Source organism: Halalkalibacter nanhaiisediminis, assembly GCF_007830185.1.
GTDB classification, from domain to species: domain Bacteria; phylum Bacillota; class Bacilli; order Bacillales; family Bacillaceae_D; genus Halalkalibacter; species Halalkalibacter nanhaiisediminis.
Genome location: NZ_VLKZ01000001.1, coordinates 295,492 through 313,599, shown reverse-complemented (window position 1 = coordinate 313,599; position 18,108 = coordinate 295,492). Strand labels below are relative to the sequence as shown.

The following is an 18,108-nucleotide window of genomic DNA, read 5'->3' as shown; positions in this document are numbered from 1 at the left end:
CACGGGAAATGATTTTGCATTAGGGGATTAATGGGTATTAACATGCTTTGTTTTCATGTTAAAAAAATATTTTGATATAGTTAATTAATTTTGTTGCAATTTGTCGAATTTCCCCTTATGATGTTTTCAATAATAGAAAGATATCTTTTTTTATCTCATCAATTGGTAATTTATGTATATGAAAAAAGAAGGATATATGGGGATATTTGACATGTCACAGTCGTTAAGGAACATTATTGGCGCGGTATTAGAGTCGATTCCAGACGTTGCGATTCTTTTTGAAGTAAAGGATGGGCAATTTACCTTTTTAAAAGCAAACAAAGCAGCACGTATTGCTGGTTTTAGAGGAGAGCGAAAATGTGTTCTGAATTTTAAAAATGTTCTGAATCAAGTATACCTTTCAGGCTCTTCTATTAGCTATGAAGGGAATACTATTTTCACCCCTATTTTTGATGACGAGGGTACATGCACTCATATCATCGGAATGGCCAGAGACAGGCCCGAACAAAAAGAGGAATTAATTCGTACAAATACATTTCTAGAATCTCTTTTATCTAGCACAACAGACGGTATACTCGTGACTGATGTGGACCAAAAAATCATTCGTATCAATCAAGGCTTTACATCGTTATTCGGCTGGGACGAAAAAGACCTGATTGGCGAGCCAGGTGGTCATATCGATTTTATTCCTGAAGGCTATGAAGAAGAGAATAAAGATTTATATATGGAATTACTCCGAGGCAGAAATAGACCATTTTACCGGACGATACGGAAGAAAAAAGACGGCCGTTTACTTCATGTGAATGCCTCTTACTCTGCTATTTTAGGAACAGATGGTGAGATTACTGGCTTGATTGCGACATACCGGGATATTTCAGAACAAATCGAAAAAGAGCAACAATTAGAGATAAGCAGACAACGCTATGAATCTCTCTTTAAGCATCATCCAGATGTTGTGTTTCAATTCGATTTGCAAGGTCTCTTTGAAAATGCGAATCATGCACTAGAAGAAATAACCGGTTACGCATTAAATGAATTGATTGGTCGCTCTTTTATACCTTTAATAACTCCCGAATCGTTGGATCTCGCACGGGAAAATTTCCAAGCGGTTGTTCACGGGGAAACAAGAAATTACGAATGTTCTATTTTTAATAAACAGGGGGAGTGTGTCGACCTCGACATAACAAGTATCCCTATAATTGTAAACGAAAGCATCACGGGTGTATTTGGAATTGCTAGGAATACCAGCGAGAAGAAAATCCAAGAAAGACGGATTGAAGAGAGTGAAGAAAGATATCGCTTAATCGCAGAAAACATGACTGATCTAGTTGCGCTCATTGATGCCAACTCTACCGTTTTATATGCGTCTCCTTCTTATCAAACAGTGGTCGGTATTCAAATCAAAGAGGGCGATTCACTCCTTTCTGAACGGATTCATGAAGGTGATTTTCAAAGAGTGACCGATTGTATCAAAAATGTGCTTGAGACTCATCAAGATGAAGCACTGGAGTATCGTTTTATGCACGGTGACGGTCATTTTATTTGGCTAGATAAAAAGCTGACAGCGGTGTTCGATAATAATGGCGAATTCCAGCATGTTCTTTGCGTCTCACGAGAGGTAACAGAACGTAAACAGCAAGAGAAAGAGCTTGAGAAAATGGCGTTTTATGATTTCCTTACAGGAGCATCGAATCGCCGTTTATTTATGGATCGTCTCACTGAAACGATGGAGGAAGCAAAACGTAATCAGAAAGCATTTGCCGTGATGTGCTTTGATTTTGATCGCTTTAAATGGGTTAATGATACGCTAGGGCATGATGTAGGCGATGAATTATTGATTCAGTTCGCCAAGCGGCTTAGAACCTGTATTCGCAAAGGCGATACGCTGGCACGACTGGGTGGGGATGAGTTTGCCGTTTTGTTACCAGGGGTATCTTCAAAAGGCGAGATTGAGGAGATGGCTAAGCGATTTTTAACAACGCTACAGGATACTTGGCACATTAAAGGGCATGAGTTTATGACGACTTCATCAATCGGCATTGGTACGTATCCGCAATGCGGCAGTGATGTGTTGGCGTTAATGAAGCATGTCGATCAAGCTTTATACAAAGCGAAGCAATTTGGAAGAAATAATTATCAATTCTGTAGTCATAACGTCAAATTAGATAAAGCGGAGGCCTTTGTATCATTTGAAGATAATGTTCAACGGGCGATTCGCAATAATGAATTTTATTTGGTTTATCAGCCGAAATTTAATCTTTCGACAAAGCGGGTTGAAGCGGCTGAAGCGTTAATTCGGTGGGCGCACCCTACGAAGGGCTTGGTTGTTCCAAATGACTTTATTGCTCGCGCTGAGGAAAACGACCTGATTATTCCGATTACACAATGGGTCCTTGAACAAGTAGGCAAGCAAATAAAGGAATGGCAGGTAGCTGGATTTAAGGACATTCCCATTTCGGTTAATATTTCGCCAAATCATTTTGAAAAAGGCACCTTGGTTGAAGATGTGCTTACGATGATTGAAAAGACTGGCATCAATCCAAAGTCTCTCATTATCGAAATGACAGAACGGACAATGGTTCATGATGTCGAGAAGACAATTGAAACGATTAAACAGCTAAAAGAGATCGGCCTGAAGATGGCGATCGATGATTTTGGTACAGGTTACTCCTCCCTGTCCTATTTAATGAAATTACAAGTTGATATACTGAAGCTTGATAAATCATTTGTCCAAGAATTAACCGATCAAAAAAATGCCTCACTTGTCCATTCAATTGTGTCTCTCGCTCATCATTTGAATTTATGTGTCGTCGCAGAAGGCATTGAAACAGAGGATCAATACAACATCCTAAAACAATACGGCTGTGATAGCGGACAAGGCTACTTTTTTAGTAAGCCTTTGATGAGTGACCAGCTTGAGCGAGTGTTTTTAAGTAAAATATAGAATGGTGAAAATAACGGAGCTGTTTAAAAGGGATTTTTCAGCCGTTTTTTTGGTGTTGGGAGTAGGGTTAAGGTGGAATTTGGGACTTTTTCGGTCGAAATAAGTGGTTTTTCGGTCGAAACTGATCATAATTCGGTCTAAGCAGGACATTATTCGGTCTAATTAAACGTTTTTCGGTCTAAGTAGGTGACTTTTCGGTCCAAGCTTGGGTTAGCTTAAAACCTCTAGCGCACTGCACCACCCCTCCTCTAATCCTAGGTCTTTAAGCTGTGATTTCGTCCTTTATTAGCATATTTATGAGCTTTTTTCCTCTTATCAAATTTAGACGAATAATTTGTTTTGAATGTGGGTAGAGTAGTATAAGTCTACGGTAAGACTTAGGTTGATAAGGACAATGCTCGTTTCAGGGTCGAACATTGTCCTTAGTGGGTTTTATAGCGTCAAAGTAAACACCGCACCTCTAAACGGGTGCGGTGTTGTTTATTTTTTCTGATGCTGCACAACGCCAGCAAGTGCATACAGGGCAAGTGTGGAGGCGAAGTGGGATGATACATCGGTTGGATCTTGCTGCGGATAGACCTCGACGAAATCCATACCGACAATGCCGCGCTTTGTAAATTCATACACGAGTGTTAGAAGCTCATAGGAAGTTAAGCCATTCGCATCGACTGGTCCTCCAGGATTGAAAGCGAAATCGAGTACGTCACTACAAATGCTCAGATAGACAACCTCAGCGCCTTCGCTTGCTTGCTCATAAATAGATGCTGCGAGGGCGCGCAGGTCTTTTGTTTCGCGGATATCATTGATTGTTAAGGTTTTCGCTCCTGCATCGCGGGCAAAACGGCCGCTTTCTGGCTTATTACGTGGGCCGTGAATACCTGCATGAATCAAACTCTCATTGCGCACGCCGTCTAGCTCATAAATCCGTGCAAATGGCGTTGAGCGTGCATATTTATCACCTTCATGATGGGGCATATTATCGTAATGCGCATCGAGATGAATAATGCCGACCTTGCCTTCTGTTCGCTCTGTCAGCGCCTTAACAATTGGGTACGTAATGCCATGGTCTCCGCCGAGCGCAATTGGGAATTTACCTGTATCCCAAATCTTACCCGAGAAATCCTCAATTCGGTTCATCGTCTCAGTGACATCAGCAGGGACCACATCGACATCCCCCATGTCCGCAAGCTGCAAATGCTCAAACACATCGATATGATCAAGCTCTGGCAAATAGCCACTGTACCGTCCTGAACAGAGTCGCATCACCTTAGGCCCAAGCTCACAGCCTGTATAATCTCCCCACGTCACGGCTCCTTCCCACGGCACACCATAAATCAGTACATCTGCTTCATCTATGCTATCTGTCGTTCCATTGATTGCCCCGAGAAAAGGGGGCGTATTCCCGTATAACATCTCACTCATCCTCTGACACTCCTCATTTTTTCTTTATTATGTATCCTATACCCGATACAGGAAGAGATAATCATGAGAAGGACCAGACCGCGTAGCATGAGAAAGTTACTTGCGAATAACGAGATAAATAATAAACCCTGCGATCGGGAAGAAAAGTGTAGCCACTAATATGATCAGGCTATATTCTTTGCTATTTCCCTGCCTAAGTGAATCACGGTAACACCAAATACTCGTTACGACATTAAGAATGAATCCGCCAACGACAAATAAGAGCGCAATGGGTAAAAAGATCAGATCCATGCAAATTCACTCCTCTCTATGTTTCATTTACGTCTTCCTATTCATTAAAGTTTCAGTTTTCAAAAATAAGACTGTTTCTTTAAAACGACCTTCGATTTAGGGGTCGTTTTGGCAAAACGCCCTAGCGATTTTTGATTTTTTCCCTATAGTAAGGGGGCGATTTCGTCTTTTTTCAAAGATGCAGGATAACGATAAGTCGCGTACGCTAAGGCTACCGCGGAATACGATTAGGAGTGCTCCTAAAAAAGGAATGCACGCATGCACAGTCAATCATTTGAACAAGTTCTTTGTGATTTTGAAGGATTGATTAAAAATCAGATCAAAAAACTCCGTCTCACTAGCTATTTCGATGAATATTATCAAGTTGGTGTAGTCGCTCTGTGGGAGGCATATCGAAACTTCGATCCAGAAAGAGGCTCATTTGCTGCCTTTGCTCTCCATACTGTTCGCGGACATATGCTTACGATGCTACGTAAAGAGAAACGGTTTGGCGACCATCATGTTCTTCACGATGAACAGCAAACGACTGCCTATATCGATGAACAGCATAGTTATCACCTAGATTCGAGCTTATTTTCTTCCCTAACCCCGTATCTTTCCCACTTAACTGAGCGTGAGCAGCTTTGGGTCGTCGAGGCCATTATTCATGATAAAAAGCTTGGTGAGATTGCTAGAGAATACGGTGTCTCAACAAACACTGTATCCTCCTGGCGCAAACAAGCGATTCGCAAGCTAAGAGCCGTCCACTTGCCTGTTGGGGTCTGATGATAGTTGGCTAGTGGTTAGGAAAAGAATATGGTTTTTTGTTCTGAATTGAGAGCCTTGGCTGATGGAAGGTTTGTGTTTATGGTATGTATTGAAAAAAGCTTGTGAAAGAGTACATCTCTTCACAAGCCTTTTATTTAATCTTACGTTATCGCTTCAGTCGTTTCTTCTTGCGGTACTGCTCTTAGCTGTAAGGCTACCTGAAGGATTTGATGATTTTCCATCTCTAAAACGGTCCAGAGATGTCCATCTTGTTCAATGGAATCGTTCGGCATCGTTTCTGTGTTCTGTAATTGAAACCAGCCACCGATTGTATCAACATCTTCACTATCTTTAAATGTAAGTCCGAATTGTTTTTCAAGGTCAACTAGTAAAACACGACCGTTAATATGATAAAGCTCTTCACTTTTTTGTTGAATATCTGGTACCTCATCGCTATCAAATTCGTCACGAATCTCACCAACGATTTCTTCCAAAATATCTTCCATCGTGATAATTCCCGCTGTACCACCATATTCGTCCATAACAAGGGCAATATGAACTCTCTTTGATTGCATTTTAAGTAGCGCGTCTTGCAAAGGAGTACCCTCATGTATCATGATTAGCTCATGCAGACTGTCAACAAGACGACTTTCTTGCCCCACCGCATAATTGGTTAGCATTTCTTTCACATTGACAAAACCAATGATACGGTCTTTATCGCCCTCTTCAGTCACAGGGTAACGTGTATATTTATGCTCATTGAGAATATCAATAATTTCTTCACGTGTCATCGTCTGTTCCAACGTAATAATCTGCGTCCGCGGTACCATAATGTCCTTTGCGACTCTTTCATCAAAAGAAAAAATGTTCTCCATGTACGAGAGCTCAATTTGATTAATTTCACCACTTTTAAAGCTTTGCGCCATAATGATTTTCAGCTCTTCTTCCGAGTGGGCTTGTTCATGACCTGCAGGCTGAACACCAAACGTACGAAGCAGAACACGTGCTGACCCGTTCAAGCTCCAGATAAGCGGGTACATAATCTTACCAAACCAGTAAAGTGGGCCCGCTAATAGCAATGTCATCTTTTCAGCAAACTGAATCGCTAGCGACTTAGGGGCAAGCTCACCGACTACAACGTGAAGAAACGTTACAACCGAAAAGGCCACTGCAATCGAAACGACCGTAGCAACAGCCTGGGCAACCCCCCAACTTTCAAACAAGGGGTACAAAAGCCTTTCGACCGTTGGCTTTCCTAAGAAACCAAGTCCCAGGGCCGTCACCGTAATACCAAGCTGACAAGCAGATAGATAGTAGTCTAGATCATTGGCTACTTTTTTAGCGAGAATGGCTTTCTTATTACCTTCTGAAATTAATTGATCAATTCGAGACATACGTACTTTTACAACTGCAAATTCAGCACCAACGAAGAAAGCTGTTAGTCCAATGAGAAGCGCTATTAAAAATAAATTCAATAAAGTTATACTGTCCAATTATTTCCCTCAATAGAGGGATTCACCTCCGAAAATTCTTCATATTTAAATAAATCGTTGCATAACTACTTTGAGTTTCTCTGTTATATCTTTATATATGAGCTCTTTTTCTTTTTGAGAAGTATTTTTCATCGCATCCTCTAATGTTGTTAACTTTTGCTGCAGGACATGAATTTCCTCTTGTACCTCAAATACAAAAGGTTCTACTTCTTCATCACTCGGTACTTGCATCGTTTCAGCAATTTCATCGAGCGACATCCGTTGTTCCTGAAGCCATTTAATTCTTTCCAATGACTGAAGGACATTCTGAGGATACAGTCGATAGTTCGCATTTGAACGCTTGAATGCAAGTAATCCTTTTTTAGTATAGTAATCAATCGTTCTTGCCGATAACCCACTTAATTCTGCTACTTGACCAATACGAAGCAACGACTCCCCAAGGTAAATCCCTCCCTTATAAAAAAAGTTGTCACTCTATTAAGATATCATATTTTTTATGAAACCGTACAGTAGAACGTTTTGGTTAACCAATTTTCATACAAAATATAAGACTACATTTGTCTCACAATTCCTGCAATTTTCGTTTTTTTATGGTATACTTTTGTTTCTTAATTAGTTATATTATCTACTTGCTGCTGGCCTTTAGGGGATAAACTAAAAATTTATTTCGTGTTTGGAGGCGTAAATGGAAGAAACGAAAAAGAATATACAACAGATTGATTACACCCTTCTCTTTTTATTATTTATACTCATGTGCTTCAGCCTACTATCCATTTATAGTGGATCTGGTCAATATTTCACTGAAGACCCTACGCACTTTGTCAAACGACAACTCATTTGGTTCGTTGTTGGAATCGTCATTATGTTTGGAGTGACGGTTATTGACTATGACTTTTTTAAAAATTTATCTTTTCTACTTTATGGAACTGGGATGGCCTTAATCCTTCTTGTCGCATACTCGCCACTTGGCGTTTTTCGAAATGGTTCACAGCGGTGGTTAGATCTTGGTTTTACGGAGATTCAACCGTCAGAATTCATGAAAATTTTCTTAATATTTGCCCTCGCTCATTTGCTTTATAAAATCACAACTGAGCGCAAAGACTTCGATATAAAATCAGATATCATCATTGTTGCAAAGGTTCTAGCAGTCGGTTTACCGCCATTTTTCCTTATTTTGCAACAGCCAGATCTAGGGACAGCGCTTGTTATCGCAAGCATTATGGCTACTATGCTGCTGATGTCTGGAATTTCATGGAAAATTCTGCTCATTCTGAGTGCAGGAACTATACTAGGGATTGTGATGCTTGTTTGGTTATACTTCAATCATTTTGATCTGTTTACGCTATTTATTAAAGATCATCAGCTTGATCGTTTTTATGGGTGGTTAAGCCCCTATGAACATTCAGCGGGATACGGATACCAGCTTGTACAAGCAATGAGAGGAATTGGCTCAGGTCAACTCTATGGTAGTGGTTTCTTACAAGGTGTACAGACTCAAAGTGATCGAATTCCTGAAATCCATACTGACTTTATTTTTACGGTCATTGGAGAAGAGTTTGGTTTTATGGGCGCGACCATTCTCATCGTCACCTATTTCCTGCTTTTTTATCGCATGATTGTGATTGCTTTAACTTGTAACAACCTGTTTGGAACGTATCTTGTTTCAGGTATTATTGGGTTACTTGTGTTTCAAGTGTTTCAAAACATTGCGATGACAATAGGTTTAATGCCGATTACAGGCCTTGCTCTACCTTTTCTTAGTTATGGTGGCAGCGCCTTATTAACCAATATGGTTGCCATTGGAGTTGTACTGAATGTCAATATGCGTACTAGGCATTACATGTTCCAAACAGAAGAATCAGGCTAAATTTTGTTAATAAATCTGTTAGAAAGGTGTTCTTCTCACAAAAGAACACCTTCCTAATGACTATCATCTCTCATTCCTATATACTCTACCTACTTAACGACCTTCGATTCAAATAATCTTCCAGTAAGCCAAGCTCCTTATTGACGAGCACTTCCATTTTCCATAAATCCGCATTCCCCACTATTGGATCAGACTCATCCCAATAGATGTGTCTGACAAAGTAATAGTGGTTAATTTGTGCTAGTATAACAGGCGAAGATGGATGTGTATCAAAAAGAGCCTTGATCCGATATCTCCGCATATAACCCCATTTGATTAACTTCAACCTAATCACTCCTCTCATCAGAAAAAGCACTCGATCTGACAATAAAAAAGGACTACTCCTTTTTGGAAGTAATCCCCGCATAAATTGGTTGGCAAACCTTTTAGTATCTTGAAACCGTCCTTAAGTTAAAGTAGTGCTAGAAATGAGATCCACTCATCTTCTTCCACGGATAAGTAGTAAATACCTCTCGACCTCCAAATGAAAACAATGGTGATAATTTCAAAAGATTGTTTAGCCAGTTTTCATTCCCTTAGCCTGCAGCTCCCATTAATCTCACACGATTGCATTCCTCTTTATGTATACATTGGAAATATATCAATAAAACATCATTTTTATGTAAATATATGTCATTAAATTCCTTCCATTTAGCTAGTCACTTTTTAATGAAAAAGATATATATTTAGTATGTTATTTTTCTTATATAGTAATGAAGAAAATAATGATAAAGAAAAACAAACGCTGAATCGTAGAGGGGAAAACAATGAAAGTACTTCAACAATTAAAAATTGGTCGAAAATTAACTGTCCTTATCCTAATCTTTTTATTTGGTTTATTTGCTGTCGGTTTTATGGGAGTTTATCAACAGTTTTCGATGCAAGATAAGCTAGAGAACATGTACGAGGGTAAGTTGCTTCCGATTACATATTTACAAATGATGGAAGCGAATCAGGAAATGATTAAAGCTCATTTATTAGAGCTTATGTTAACAGAAAATGTCGATGAAAATAACCGAATACTTGAAGAAATTGATAGATTAGCAAAAGAGAACGCTGAATTAAGAGAGCAATATAAAACTCAAACAGATGACCCCTTTGAGTTAGAAAAGATGCAGGAAATGGAGCAAACTGTGGAGGGTTATATTGCAACACGTGATCAAGCGATGGATTACGCCATGTCGAATCGAAATGAGGAGGCCTACGCTCTATATAGAGAACAGGTTGCACCAATTGTAAGTGAACTAGAGAGCATTATTACAGAACTTGTTGATTACAATATTCAAGATGCACAGCAGGTCAATCAGACGAATAGAGAAGACATCCAACAATCATTTATGTTGGTCATAACTGTCCTTATTGCAGGAAGTATTGTGTTAATCATGATTGGTTGGATGATGACACGAACTATTACGAAACCAGTGAAAGAAATGGAAGAATTAATGGCAAAAGCAGCAGATGGTGATTTAATGATAAAAGGAACATATCAATCAAAAGACGAGCTTGGTTCATTAACTGCTTCTTTTAATAAGATGATTGAAGGCTTACGCGGGATCATGGCAACGGTTCATGAAACGTCTCAACAAGTAGCAGCTTCTGCAGAGGAGTTAAATGCAAGTGCAGAACAGAGTAGTAAAGCAACGGAGCATATTAGCTATACAATACAAGAGTTAGCTGTTGGAGCAGAAAACCAAGTGCACAGTGTCCAAGATAGCTCGATGATTATCAATGAAATGTCAAAAAATGCACAGCAAATTGCTGACCATGCAGAGGAAGTCTCACATACTGCATCAAACGCATCAACCCAATCCGAAGAAGGAAGCCTTGTGATTAAAGAAACGATCGATCAGATGAATGAGATCAATCAAAAAGTAGACCGTTTATCAACTTCTATTAATGGTCTTGGTGAACGTTCAAAAGAAATTGAACAAATTACACAATCGATTACGGCAATATCTGATCAAACAAATTTACTCGCTCTTAACGCCGCAATTGAAGCTGCACGGGCTGGCGAGTATGGACGCGGATTTGCCGTAGTAGCTGATGAAGTTAGAAAATTAGCGGAACAGTCATCAAAATCAGCCAAGCAAATATCAGGTTTAATTACCCTTATTCAACAAGACACAAATAATGTCATTGAGTCCATGGAATCAACCACCGCTGAAGTCGCAAATGGAATCCAGCTTGTCAACTCAGCCGGCGATAATTTTACCCTTATTGCAGATGGAGTAACAATCGTTACAAGCCAGATTACAAAGATTACAGCAGCCGTTTTGCAACTGTCTGCTGGATCAGAACAGGTCATCCAGGCGATCCGAACCGTTTCGAGCGTAGCTGAACAGTCTGCAGCAGGAACACAAAATGTCTCCGCCGCAACAGAGGAACAGCTGGCTTCAATGGAAGAAATCAATTCATCCGCTACAACACTAGCTTCCATGGCTGAGCAATTACAAAGCCTCGTCGGACGATTTAAAGTATAAAAACAAAAGACCAGACTCCTCGCGTTGGGGAGACTGGTTATTTTGTATATGAAAGTTGGGTAGAAAAAGAATACGGCTTATTCCATACTGAGTTGAGGGATAGTGATATCCCGCTTGTCGAGTGGCATTACTTATACAAGATATCGTCCTTAAGTGACGCAACTTTTTCAAGAGCCTGTTCAATATCTGCTTCACCCACACCAAAGTGCGCCAGTGCATCATGTAAGTGTTTGGCAATCGCGTTAAAGTGCTCTGGCTGCACATTCAATCCTTTATGAGCTTTTGCCATTGATTTTCCTGAGTATTGTTTTGGGCCACCTAATGCAAAGCTAATGAATTTTGTCTGATGACGGAGTTGTTTTTCCATGTCTGTGTTTTTGAAGAAATGATTTACCGTTTCGTCTTTTAACACTAATTCATTGTAAAAATACTCAACGACTTTTTCGATTGCTTCTTCTCCGCCGACTTTGTCATAAAGCGTCTGTGCCATGTTGATCATTCCTTTTTCAAAAGATGGACTTACTTTTTCCCTTTTGATGTGTATTTATCCTTTTTCACCTTATCATTTTTTTAATGCAGAAGTAAGTACCCACAGAACCGAATAAGTTCCTCTCATTTTGTCGTTTTCCTTTATAATTAAGGTATTTTTCAGCTAAATGGAGGCAGGCATAACCGAATTCAAACAGTTTTCGGTCTAACATAGGATGATTTCGGTCGAATCCAGATTTTTTCGGTCTAACGCAGCACTTTTTCAGTCTAATCCAAACATTTTTCGGTCTAACGCAGCACTTTTTCGGTCTAAACCAAACATTTTTCGGTCTAACGACAAGTTTCGTCATATTTCGTCACAAAGAGTATCTTTGAATCTCACTACAAACTTAGCTATTTTTTTACAAAAAAAACAATTATTTTTACCTTTTTATAAAGGAGATTTCATAAGATGCATGGAAATAATTAAGCATATGTCAAATCTTATTTTACAAAACTATTTCTTCTTGCATCTTAGAATGAGGAGCGATTGTATTGAATAATCATAAACGTTCATTAAAGGAGTTCAAGCAACCACCTTCATCAATAGTCGAGTCAATCATTCATCATACGGTTGATGCCACAGCCGTTATTGATAATGAATTCAACCTTTTAAAAGTAAATAAAGCCTTTGAGCAGCTATTTGGTTGGACCGAGCAAGAAGTGATGGATGGTAAGTTCTCTCTATTTGCAGATCTCAAACAAGAGTTCGAACATAGTTATCTCACGACTTATGAAACGGCTAAACAACATAAAAATGGGAGTCTACTCGATCTCAGTCTTATTATTTCTCCTATCTTTCATCCAAAAGGACATATTATTTTGCGAACTTGTACAATCAAAAACATTACTGAAAGCAAGCGGAGAGAGGCAGAATTAATTGAAAGGGAAAGACAATTACAAGTCTTGATCAATAAAATTCCTGATACAATAGATTTTCATTTTTTACCAGAAAAAGTAATGGAAAACGAAAGACAAATACACACTGTCATGAACAGTATCCCTTATATTATTTACTTCAAGGACAGTGAAAGTCGTTGGATTGAAGCAAATGACCTCGGTATTTCTATTTTTCAGCTTGAGGATGTTCCTTATAAAGGAATGGTGAATGCTGATCTTTATGCTTTAAATGACTTTTTTCGTGATCCACTACAAAATTGTGAAAAAACCGACTTGCAGGCTTGGGAAAGTAAGAAACCCGTTCGCTATGAACAGATTATTCCTCAGCTAAATAGCCAACCGAAAATTTTCGATATTGTGAAAGTACCTTTGTTTCATCCTAATGGAGAGCGACGAAGTATTGTGATTATGGGACGAGATATTACTGAATTTAAGAAAACAGAGGAATTATTACGTAAGACAGAAAAATTACATGTTATCGGGCAGCTGGCGGCAGGTGTCGCTCATGAAATCCGTAACCCTTTAACAACGATCAGAGGCTTTCTTCAATTGTCGAAAGAAGGGGGTTTAAAACCAGAGTATATTGATACGATGCTCTTGGAATTAAAACAAATTGAAGAGATGTCAAATGAATTTATTACGCTTGCAAAACCGACATTAACATTCAAATTAAACGATCCTTTAATGCTATTAGAACAAGTCAAAAAATTCTTTACGACAAGCGCTACTTTAAATAATATACAAATTGTCACAAAGTTTAATGTCAACACTCCCTTTATCTACTGCGATGAGCGTCAATTGAAAAAGGCTTTTGTAAACGTCATCAAAAATGCCATTGAGGCTGGACCAGCTGGGAGTAAAATTACCATTCAAGTGCAACTAGAATCCAGTAAAGACGTGTTAATTCGGATTATCGATCAAGGCTCTGGTATTCCGCATGAACGCTTAAAAAAATTAGGCGAACCGTTCTATTCAAACAAAGAAAAAGGCATTGGGCTAGGTCTAACCGTTTGTTATAAAATTGTTGAAGCGCACCAGGGCAGTATCCAAATTAACAGTCAAAAAGGAATGGGCACAACAGTCGATATCCTCTTACCAACGTTTTATCAGGACAATAGGTATGACCAGTACTAAGTCTCAACAGGCTCTAATCTGTTGAGACTATTCATATCCATACAAGTTATAGGTTTAAGTTCGGATATCTTTTTTGTAGCTTTGTTAGTAAGGATGCAAGTGGCAATTTAATCGTAAGGAACCCAACCATCATTCCTACTAATGCTCCTACTATGCTGTCTGTCGGATAATGAACCCCAACGTACAGGCGCGAATACGCAAATACAATTGCAAGTAGAGGCAACCAATATTTCGTCTTAGGAAAAAAGTAAACAAGAATGAACATAGCCGCAAAAGATGTAACGGCATGTCCAGATGGAAACGAACTAGATAAAGGTAAGTCAACCAATTGACGGACCCCTTCCTCTACCTCTGGAGGACGCGGCCTTCCTACTACCGCATTAATGACTTCATCGATAATCAGTGCTAGAATGATGCCGATGAACAACGTAAAGCTTGATAGCGCCCCTCCAATTCTCTTCCTCTTAACAAAAAGAATAACAGCAACAACAAACCAAATAATAGCTAAATTACTGATCGTTGTTAAAAACAGCATAATCGGATCTAAGAAGCTCATATGCAACTCCTGATTGATCCAGTGAAACAAATCTCGATCTATTTGGATAATGTAATCGATCATTTGCGCTTCCTTTCAAATGAATGTTTTCTTCTCTATTCCCTTTATAGCCCTTACGAAAACCAGCGTTTTATTGAACATCAAAAGCAAGGCTTAAGTTTGGATCAAGCATTGCTTTCGATAATCTTAAACGTATTCTTCCCATCATTTTTCGCCATATATAACGCTTCATCTGCTTGCATTAGTAATTCTCGCTTTTGCACACCATGATCTGGGTACATCGCAATACCGATGCTAAGGGTCGTCTGAATTTCATGCCCCGCTATAGTCATTGGTTCTTGTAGTGACTGAATAATGCTTTTCGCAAGCGCTTTTGGTCCTGTTGAATGGTCCACTTTCGGCATTAAAATGAGAAATTCATCTCCTCCTAATCTAGCGATGATATTTTTTTCAGAGACAATGTCTTTTACTTTTAAGGAAAATTGAACGAGCAGCTCGTCGCCAATCAAATGCCCCTTCGAATCATTGATTTCTTTGAAATGATCTAAATCAATATAAAGCAAAGCTAACGAATGGTTGTTTTGGCTAGCCTCGATTAAAGCAGCATCAATTTCTTCATTGATCGCTCGCCGATTCGGTAAATCTGTTAGCGTATCGCATAGCGCAAGTTTTTTCAGCTTTTCCTCTGCTTGCTTTTGTAAAGTAATGTCTTGCCCTACCTCATATACCCCTTTAATTTCACCATTTTTTTTTATCGGAATCGATTTAATTTTCAAGTCAACCCGGTTGCCTTTTTTATTGTATACACTCAATTCGTATGCCTGTGTTTCTCCTTGCAGTGTTTTGTTGACATATCTGATTCTTTCTTTTATTTGATCCTCTTTATATCCCATCAGGACATTGATAAAATCGTCTGTAATGTCTTCTTCTGTGTATCCTAACACCGTTTGCACAGCAGAATTGACATTTGTAATGTTGCCATTTTGATCTGTTGCCACGATGAGATCAGGGTTATGTACAAACAAGGACTTGAACTGTTCTTCACTCTCGCGCAACTTCTGTTGAACGACCTGAATATTTGTGACCTCCTTATACATCGCCACCGCATAGTTTTTCTCTTCTAAAATGATTGGCCTGTATGAGGCGAGCACATCAATAATTTTCCCATTCTTACACACGCGCTTTCTTTCAATATTATTGAAATTTTCACCTGAAAAGAGACGCCGTAAAAATGCTTCATGCTTTGCTTGATTATGGCCCCAAAAAATAGGCGGGATGGGCTCCTTTGAGATCTCTTCTTCCGTCCATCCAAGCATTTCTTCAAATGCAGGATTCACTTTATAAATCGAGCCATCCTCCTTCATAATGAAAATTGCATCTGATGTATAATTCCAAACAAGCTCAAGCTCATTCGTTTTTTGAGTGATCGCTTCTTTCATTTTGTTATTTTCTTTTAAATCCTGTGTGACCGAGAAAATATATTCTACATGGCCATCATCATCAAAAATAGGAGTTAATGTTGTTTGACCAATCCAACCATTGCTTTCATAGCGTTCAAATGTAACAGGCTCTTTGTGCTGCAGCACTTTCAAGAAATTTCCTTGAATATAGGTCGCTTTCTGATCTGGAAAGATATCCGCAAACGTTTTTCCAAAAACATCTTCTCTGACCCCGATGATTTCTTGTGCCTTCTTATTCATAAAACGATAAACAAAATCGCTTCCATCCACGACTTCTATCACCATCACCAAATCTACAATACCATCCATCATCATCTGAAACTGACGTGAATTTATCTCAAACATTTTTCCCATGTAACTGCCCCTTTTGGAAGATCGATTTTGCTTTTTAGATGAACAAATGTAATCCATTACAAATGGGTACTTACTACAATACTGCTTTTACCCCTTTAAATGTCATATTGTTTAGAATCATTCTATTTTATTCCATATAAAATTATGAATCTCCTTTTTATTATAAGAGATCTCTTTCATTTTTATTGTCGAATGTTGAACGATTGAAGAATTATTAAAAGTGAATGCGAATGTTAAGACTATGTAAAAATACTCACGAGAACTTGGATCGAGCAAATATTCATGTTATCCTCTTTATATAGATAATCGATATCGTCTTTCGATATTGATTTCCGATAAGGGGAGGTGAAAGCTTGGAGGATAAAGTATTACGAAAACTTTTTCTTGGATTTATTCACATACACATCTTACACCATGCTAGTGAACACCCGATATTTGGTGCGTGGATGCTTGAGGAGCTTAAGGAACATGGCTACAACATAAGCGCTGGTACGCTCTATCCGATTTTACACACAATGGAATCAGACGGACTATTAACAAAAGAATCACGCAACGTTGAAGGGAAAATTAGAAAATATTATACGACTACAGAAAAGGGAAACATCGTGCTCATTGAAGCGAGAAAAAAAGCCTATGAGCTTTTCAAAGAAATCAAATAGTAGCATAAGGAGTTACAAATGGATCAAAAAAGAAGTTTAAAATCATTACTAGAAATCCTGATCGTTTCAACGAGACTAGGATTAACCTCGTTTGGCGGACCGATTGCTCATCTGGGTTATTTTCACGAAGAATATGTACGCAGACGTAAATGGATGGATGAAAAAAGTTATGCAGATTTAGTTGCGCTCTGTCAGTTCTTACCTGGTCCTGCTAGTAGCCAGGTCGGTATTGGGATCGGAGTCATGCGCGCAGGTGTGTTAGGTGGGATCGTTTCCTTTATTGGATTCACTCTTCCCTCTGTCATTGCCCTTATTTTATTTGCCATCCTTCTTAACGGTTTTGACGTAAGTACTGCTGGTTGGATTCATGGCTTAAAAATCGTCGCTGTCGTTGTCGTTGCTCATGCGATTTTAGGAATGGCACAGAATCTCACTCCTGACTTGCAACGAAGAACCATTGCCTTGTTTGCTTTAATTGTAACCCTCTTGTGGCAAACGGCTTTTACGCAAGTCGGCGCTATCATACTTGCTGGATTCGTTGGTTACTTGATCTATCGCAAGCATCAAGAAAGCGATCAAACGAGAATGCAATTTCCGATTAGTCGCCGCTTTGCTGTTCTATGTTTGGGACTGTTTTTCGGTTTGCTTATTTTTTTGCCTATTTTACGGGAAATGACGTCGTTAAACTGGGTCGCAATGTTTGATAGCTTTTACCGCGCTGGTTCATTAGTTTTTGGTGGCGGGCATGTTGTTTTACCATTACTAGAACGCGAATTTGTGCCAACTGGTTGGTTAAGCGAAGAAGCCTTTTTAGCGGGTTACGGAGCAACACAAGCCGTACCTGGGCCATTATTTACATTCGCTGCTTACCTCGGGACCGCCATAAGTGGCTGGCAAGGCGGACTTTTGGCAACGGTGGCGATTTTCTTACCAGCGTTCCTGCTTATCCTCGGTACATTACCGTTTTGGGACACATTACGCAGAAATCCGAAGATCAAAGGGGCCTTAATGGGCGTCAATGCAGCCGTTGTCGGGATCTTAATTTCAGCGTTTTACAATCCAATTTTCACAAGCGCTATTTTAGCACCAATTGATTTCGCCTTTGCAGCATTATTGTTCAGTATGCTGGTGTACTGGAAGCTTCCACCTTGGGTCATTGTACTATCTGGGGCTGTGGGAGGCGCACTTTTGGGTATGATTTAGGGAGATTTAGGGAGATTTAGGGAGATTTAGT

Annotated in this window: 15 protein-coding genes; 7 read left to right on the top strand and 8 right to left on the bottom strand. The window is 39.3% G+C overall.

The annotated features are described in order from the left end of the window. Positions 1-211: 211 nt before the first annotated feature. A complete protein-coding gene (locus tag IQ10_RS01370; RefSeq protein WP_158639954.1) occupies positions 212-2,944 on the top strand; it encodes a sensor domain-containing protein in 2,733 nt (910 codons plus the stop codon). A 480-nt stretch (positions 2,945-3,424) separates the two neighbouring features. Here the strand turns inward: IQ10_RS01370 and IQ10_RS01365 are convergent, their stop codons facing one another. Both IQ10_RS01365 and IQ10_RS01360 read right to left on the bottom strand, forming a co-directional pair. Continuing rightward, the gene (locus IQ10_RS01365) at positions 3,425-4,366 is read right to left on the bottom strand and encodes an agmatinase family protein (protein WP_144448687.1); all 942 of its coding nucleotides are present in this window, start codon (positions 4,364-4,366) and stop codon (positions 3,425-3,427) included. 96 nt (positions 4,367-4,462) lie between these two features. Continuing rightward, a complete protein-coding gene (locus IQ10_RS01360; RefSeq protein WP_144448686.1) occupies positions 4,463-4,657 on the bottom strand; it encodes a PLDc N-terminal domain-containing protein in 195 nt (64 codons plus the stop codon). A 258-nt stretch (positions 4,658-4,915) separates the two neighbouring features. Here IQ10_RS01360 and IQ10_RS01355 point away from each other — a divergent pair, with 258 nt between their 5' ends. After that, on the top strand, positions 4,916-5,422 hold the full coding sequence (locus IQ10_RS01355) for a sigma-70 family RNA polymerase sigma factor (RefSeq protein WP_144448685.1): 507 nt from the start codon (positions 4,916-4,918) through the stop codon (positions 5,420-5,422). Between the two features lie 143 nt (positions 5,423-5,565). Here the strand turns inward: IQ10_RS01355 and IQ10_RS01350 are convergent, their stop codons facing one another. Continuing rightward, entirely contained in the window at positions 5,566-6,897 is a 1,332-nt protein-coding gene (locus tag IQ10_RS01350) for a hemolysin family protein (RefSeq protein ID WP_144448684.1), read from the bottom strand. 45 nt (positions 6,898-6,942) lie between these two features. After that, positions 6,943-7,326, bottom strand: coding sequence for a MerR family transcriptional regulator (locus tag IQ10_RS01345; RefSeq protein WP_242009657.1), 384 nt, complete (start codon positions 7,324-7,326; stop codon positions 6,943-6,945). Between the two features lie 256 nt (positions 7,327-7,582). Here IQ10_RS01345 and rodA point away from each other — a divergent pair, with 256 nt between their 5' ends. Continuing rightward, positions 7,583-8,764, top strand: coding sequence for a rod shape-determining protein RodA (gene rodA / locus IQ10_RS01340; RefSeq protein ID WP_144448682.1), 1,182 nt, complete (start codon positions 7,583-7,585; stop codon positions 8,762-8,764). An 85-nt stretch (positions 8,765-8,849) separates the two neighbouring features. Here the strand turns inward: rodA and IQ10_RS01335 are convergent, their stop codons facing one another. Continuing rightward, positions 8,850-9,089, bottom strand: coding sequence for a protein YuzH (locus tag IQ10_RS01335; protein ID WP_144448681.1), 240 nt, complete (start codon positions 9,087-9,089; stop codon positions 8,850-8,852). 481 nt (positions 9,090-9,570) lie between these two features. On the opposite strand from IQ10_RS01335, the gene IQ10_RS01330 reads away from it, so the two are divergent. After that, entirely contained in the window at positions 9,571-11,283 is a 1,713-nt protein-coding gene (locus IQ10_RS01330) for a methyl-accepting chemotaxis protein (protein WP_144448680.1), read from the top strand. Between the two features lie 127 nt (positions 11,284-11,410). Here IQ10_RS01330 and IQ10_RS01325 read toward each other — a convergent pair whose 3' ends face one another. After that, entirely contained in the window at positions 11,411-11,773 is a 363-nt protein-coding gene (locus tag IQ10_RS01325) for a group I truncated hemoglobin (protein ID WP_144448679.1), read from the bottom strand. Between the two features lie 533 nt (positions 11,774-12,306). Here IQ10_RS01325 and IQ10_RS01320 point away from each other — a divergent pair. Then, a complete protein-coding gene (locus IQ10_RS01320; RefSeq protein WP_144448678.1) occupies positions 12,307-13,845 on the top strand; it encodes an ATP-binding protein in 1,539 nt (512 codons plus the stop codon). Between the two features lie 46 nt (positions 13,846-13,891). On the opposite strand, the gene IQ10_RS01315 is transcribed toward IQ10_RS01320, so the two are convergent. Then, positions 13,892-14,464 carry a phosphatase PAP2 family protein gene (locus IQ10_RS01315; RefSeq protein ID WP_144448677.1) on the bottom strand — a complete coding sequence of 191 codons (573 nt, stop codon included), beginning with the start codon at positions 14,462-14,464 and terminating at the stop codon, positions 13,892-13,894. A gap of 101 nt (positions 14,465-14,565) precedes the next feature. Continuing rightward, positions 14,566-16,215, bottom strand: a complete 1,650-nt coding sequence (locus IQ10_RS01310) for a PAS domain S-box protein (RefSeq protein WP_158639953.1) — start codon at positions 16,213-16,215, stop codon at positions 14,566-14,568. A 353-nt stretch (positions 16,216-16,568) separates the two neighbouring features. Between IQ10_RS01310 and IQ10_RS01305 the strand changes: the two genes are divergently transcribed. Both IQ10_RS01305 and IQ10_RS01300 read left to right on the top strand, forming a co-directional pair. Further along, on the top strand, positions 16,569-16,874 hold the full coding sequence (locus tag IQ10_RS01305) for a PadR family transcriptional regulator (protein WP_144448675.1): 306 nt from the start codon (positions 16,569-16,571) through the stop codon (positions 16,872-16,874). Between the two features lie 18 nt (positions 16,875-16,892). Beyond that, complete coding sequence (locus IQ10_RS01300) at positions 16,893-18,077, top strand: chromate transporter (protein WP_144448674.1); 1,185 nt, start codon at positions 16,893-16,895, stop codon at positions 18,075-18,077. Positions 18,078-18,108: the final 31 nt, after the last annotated feature.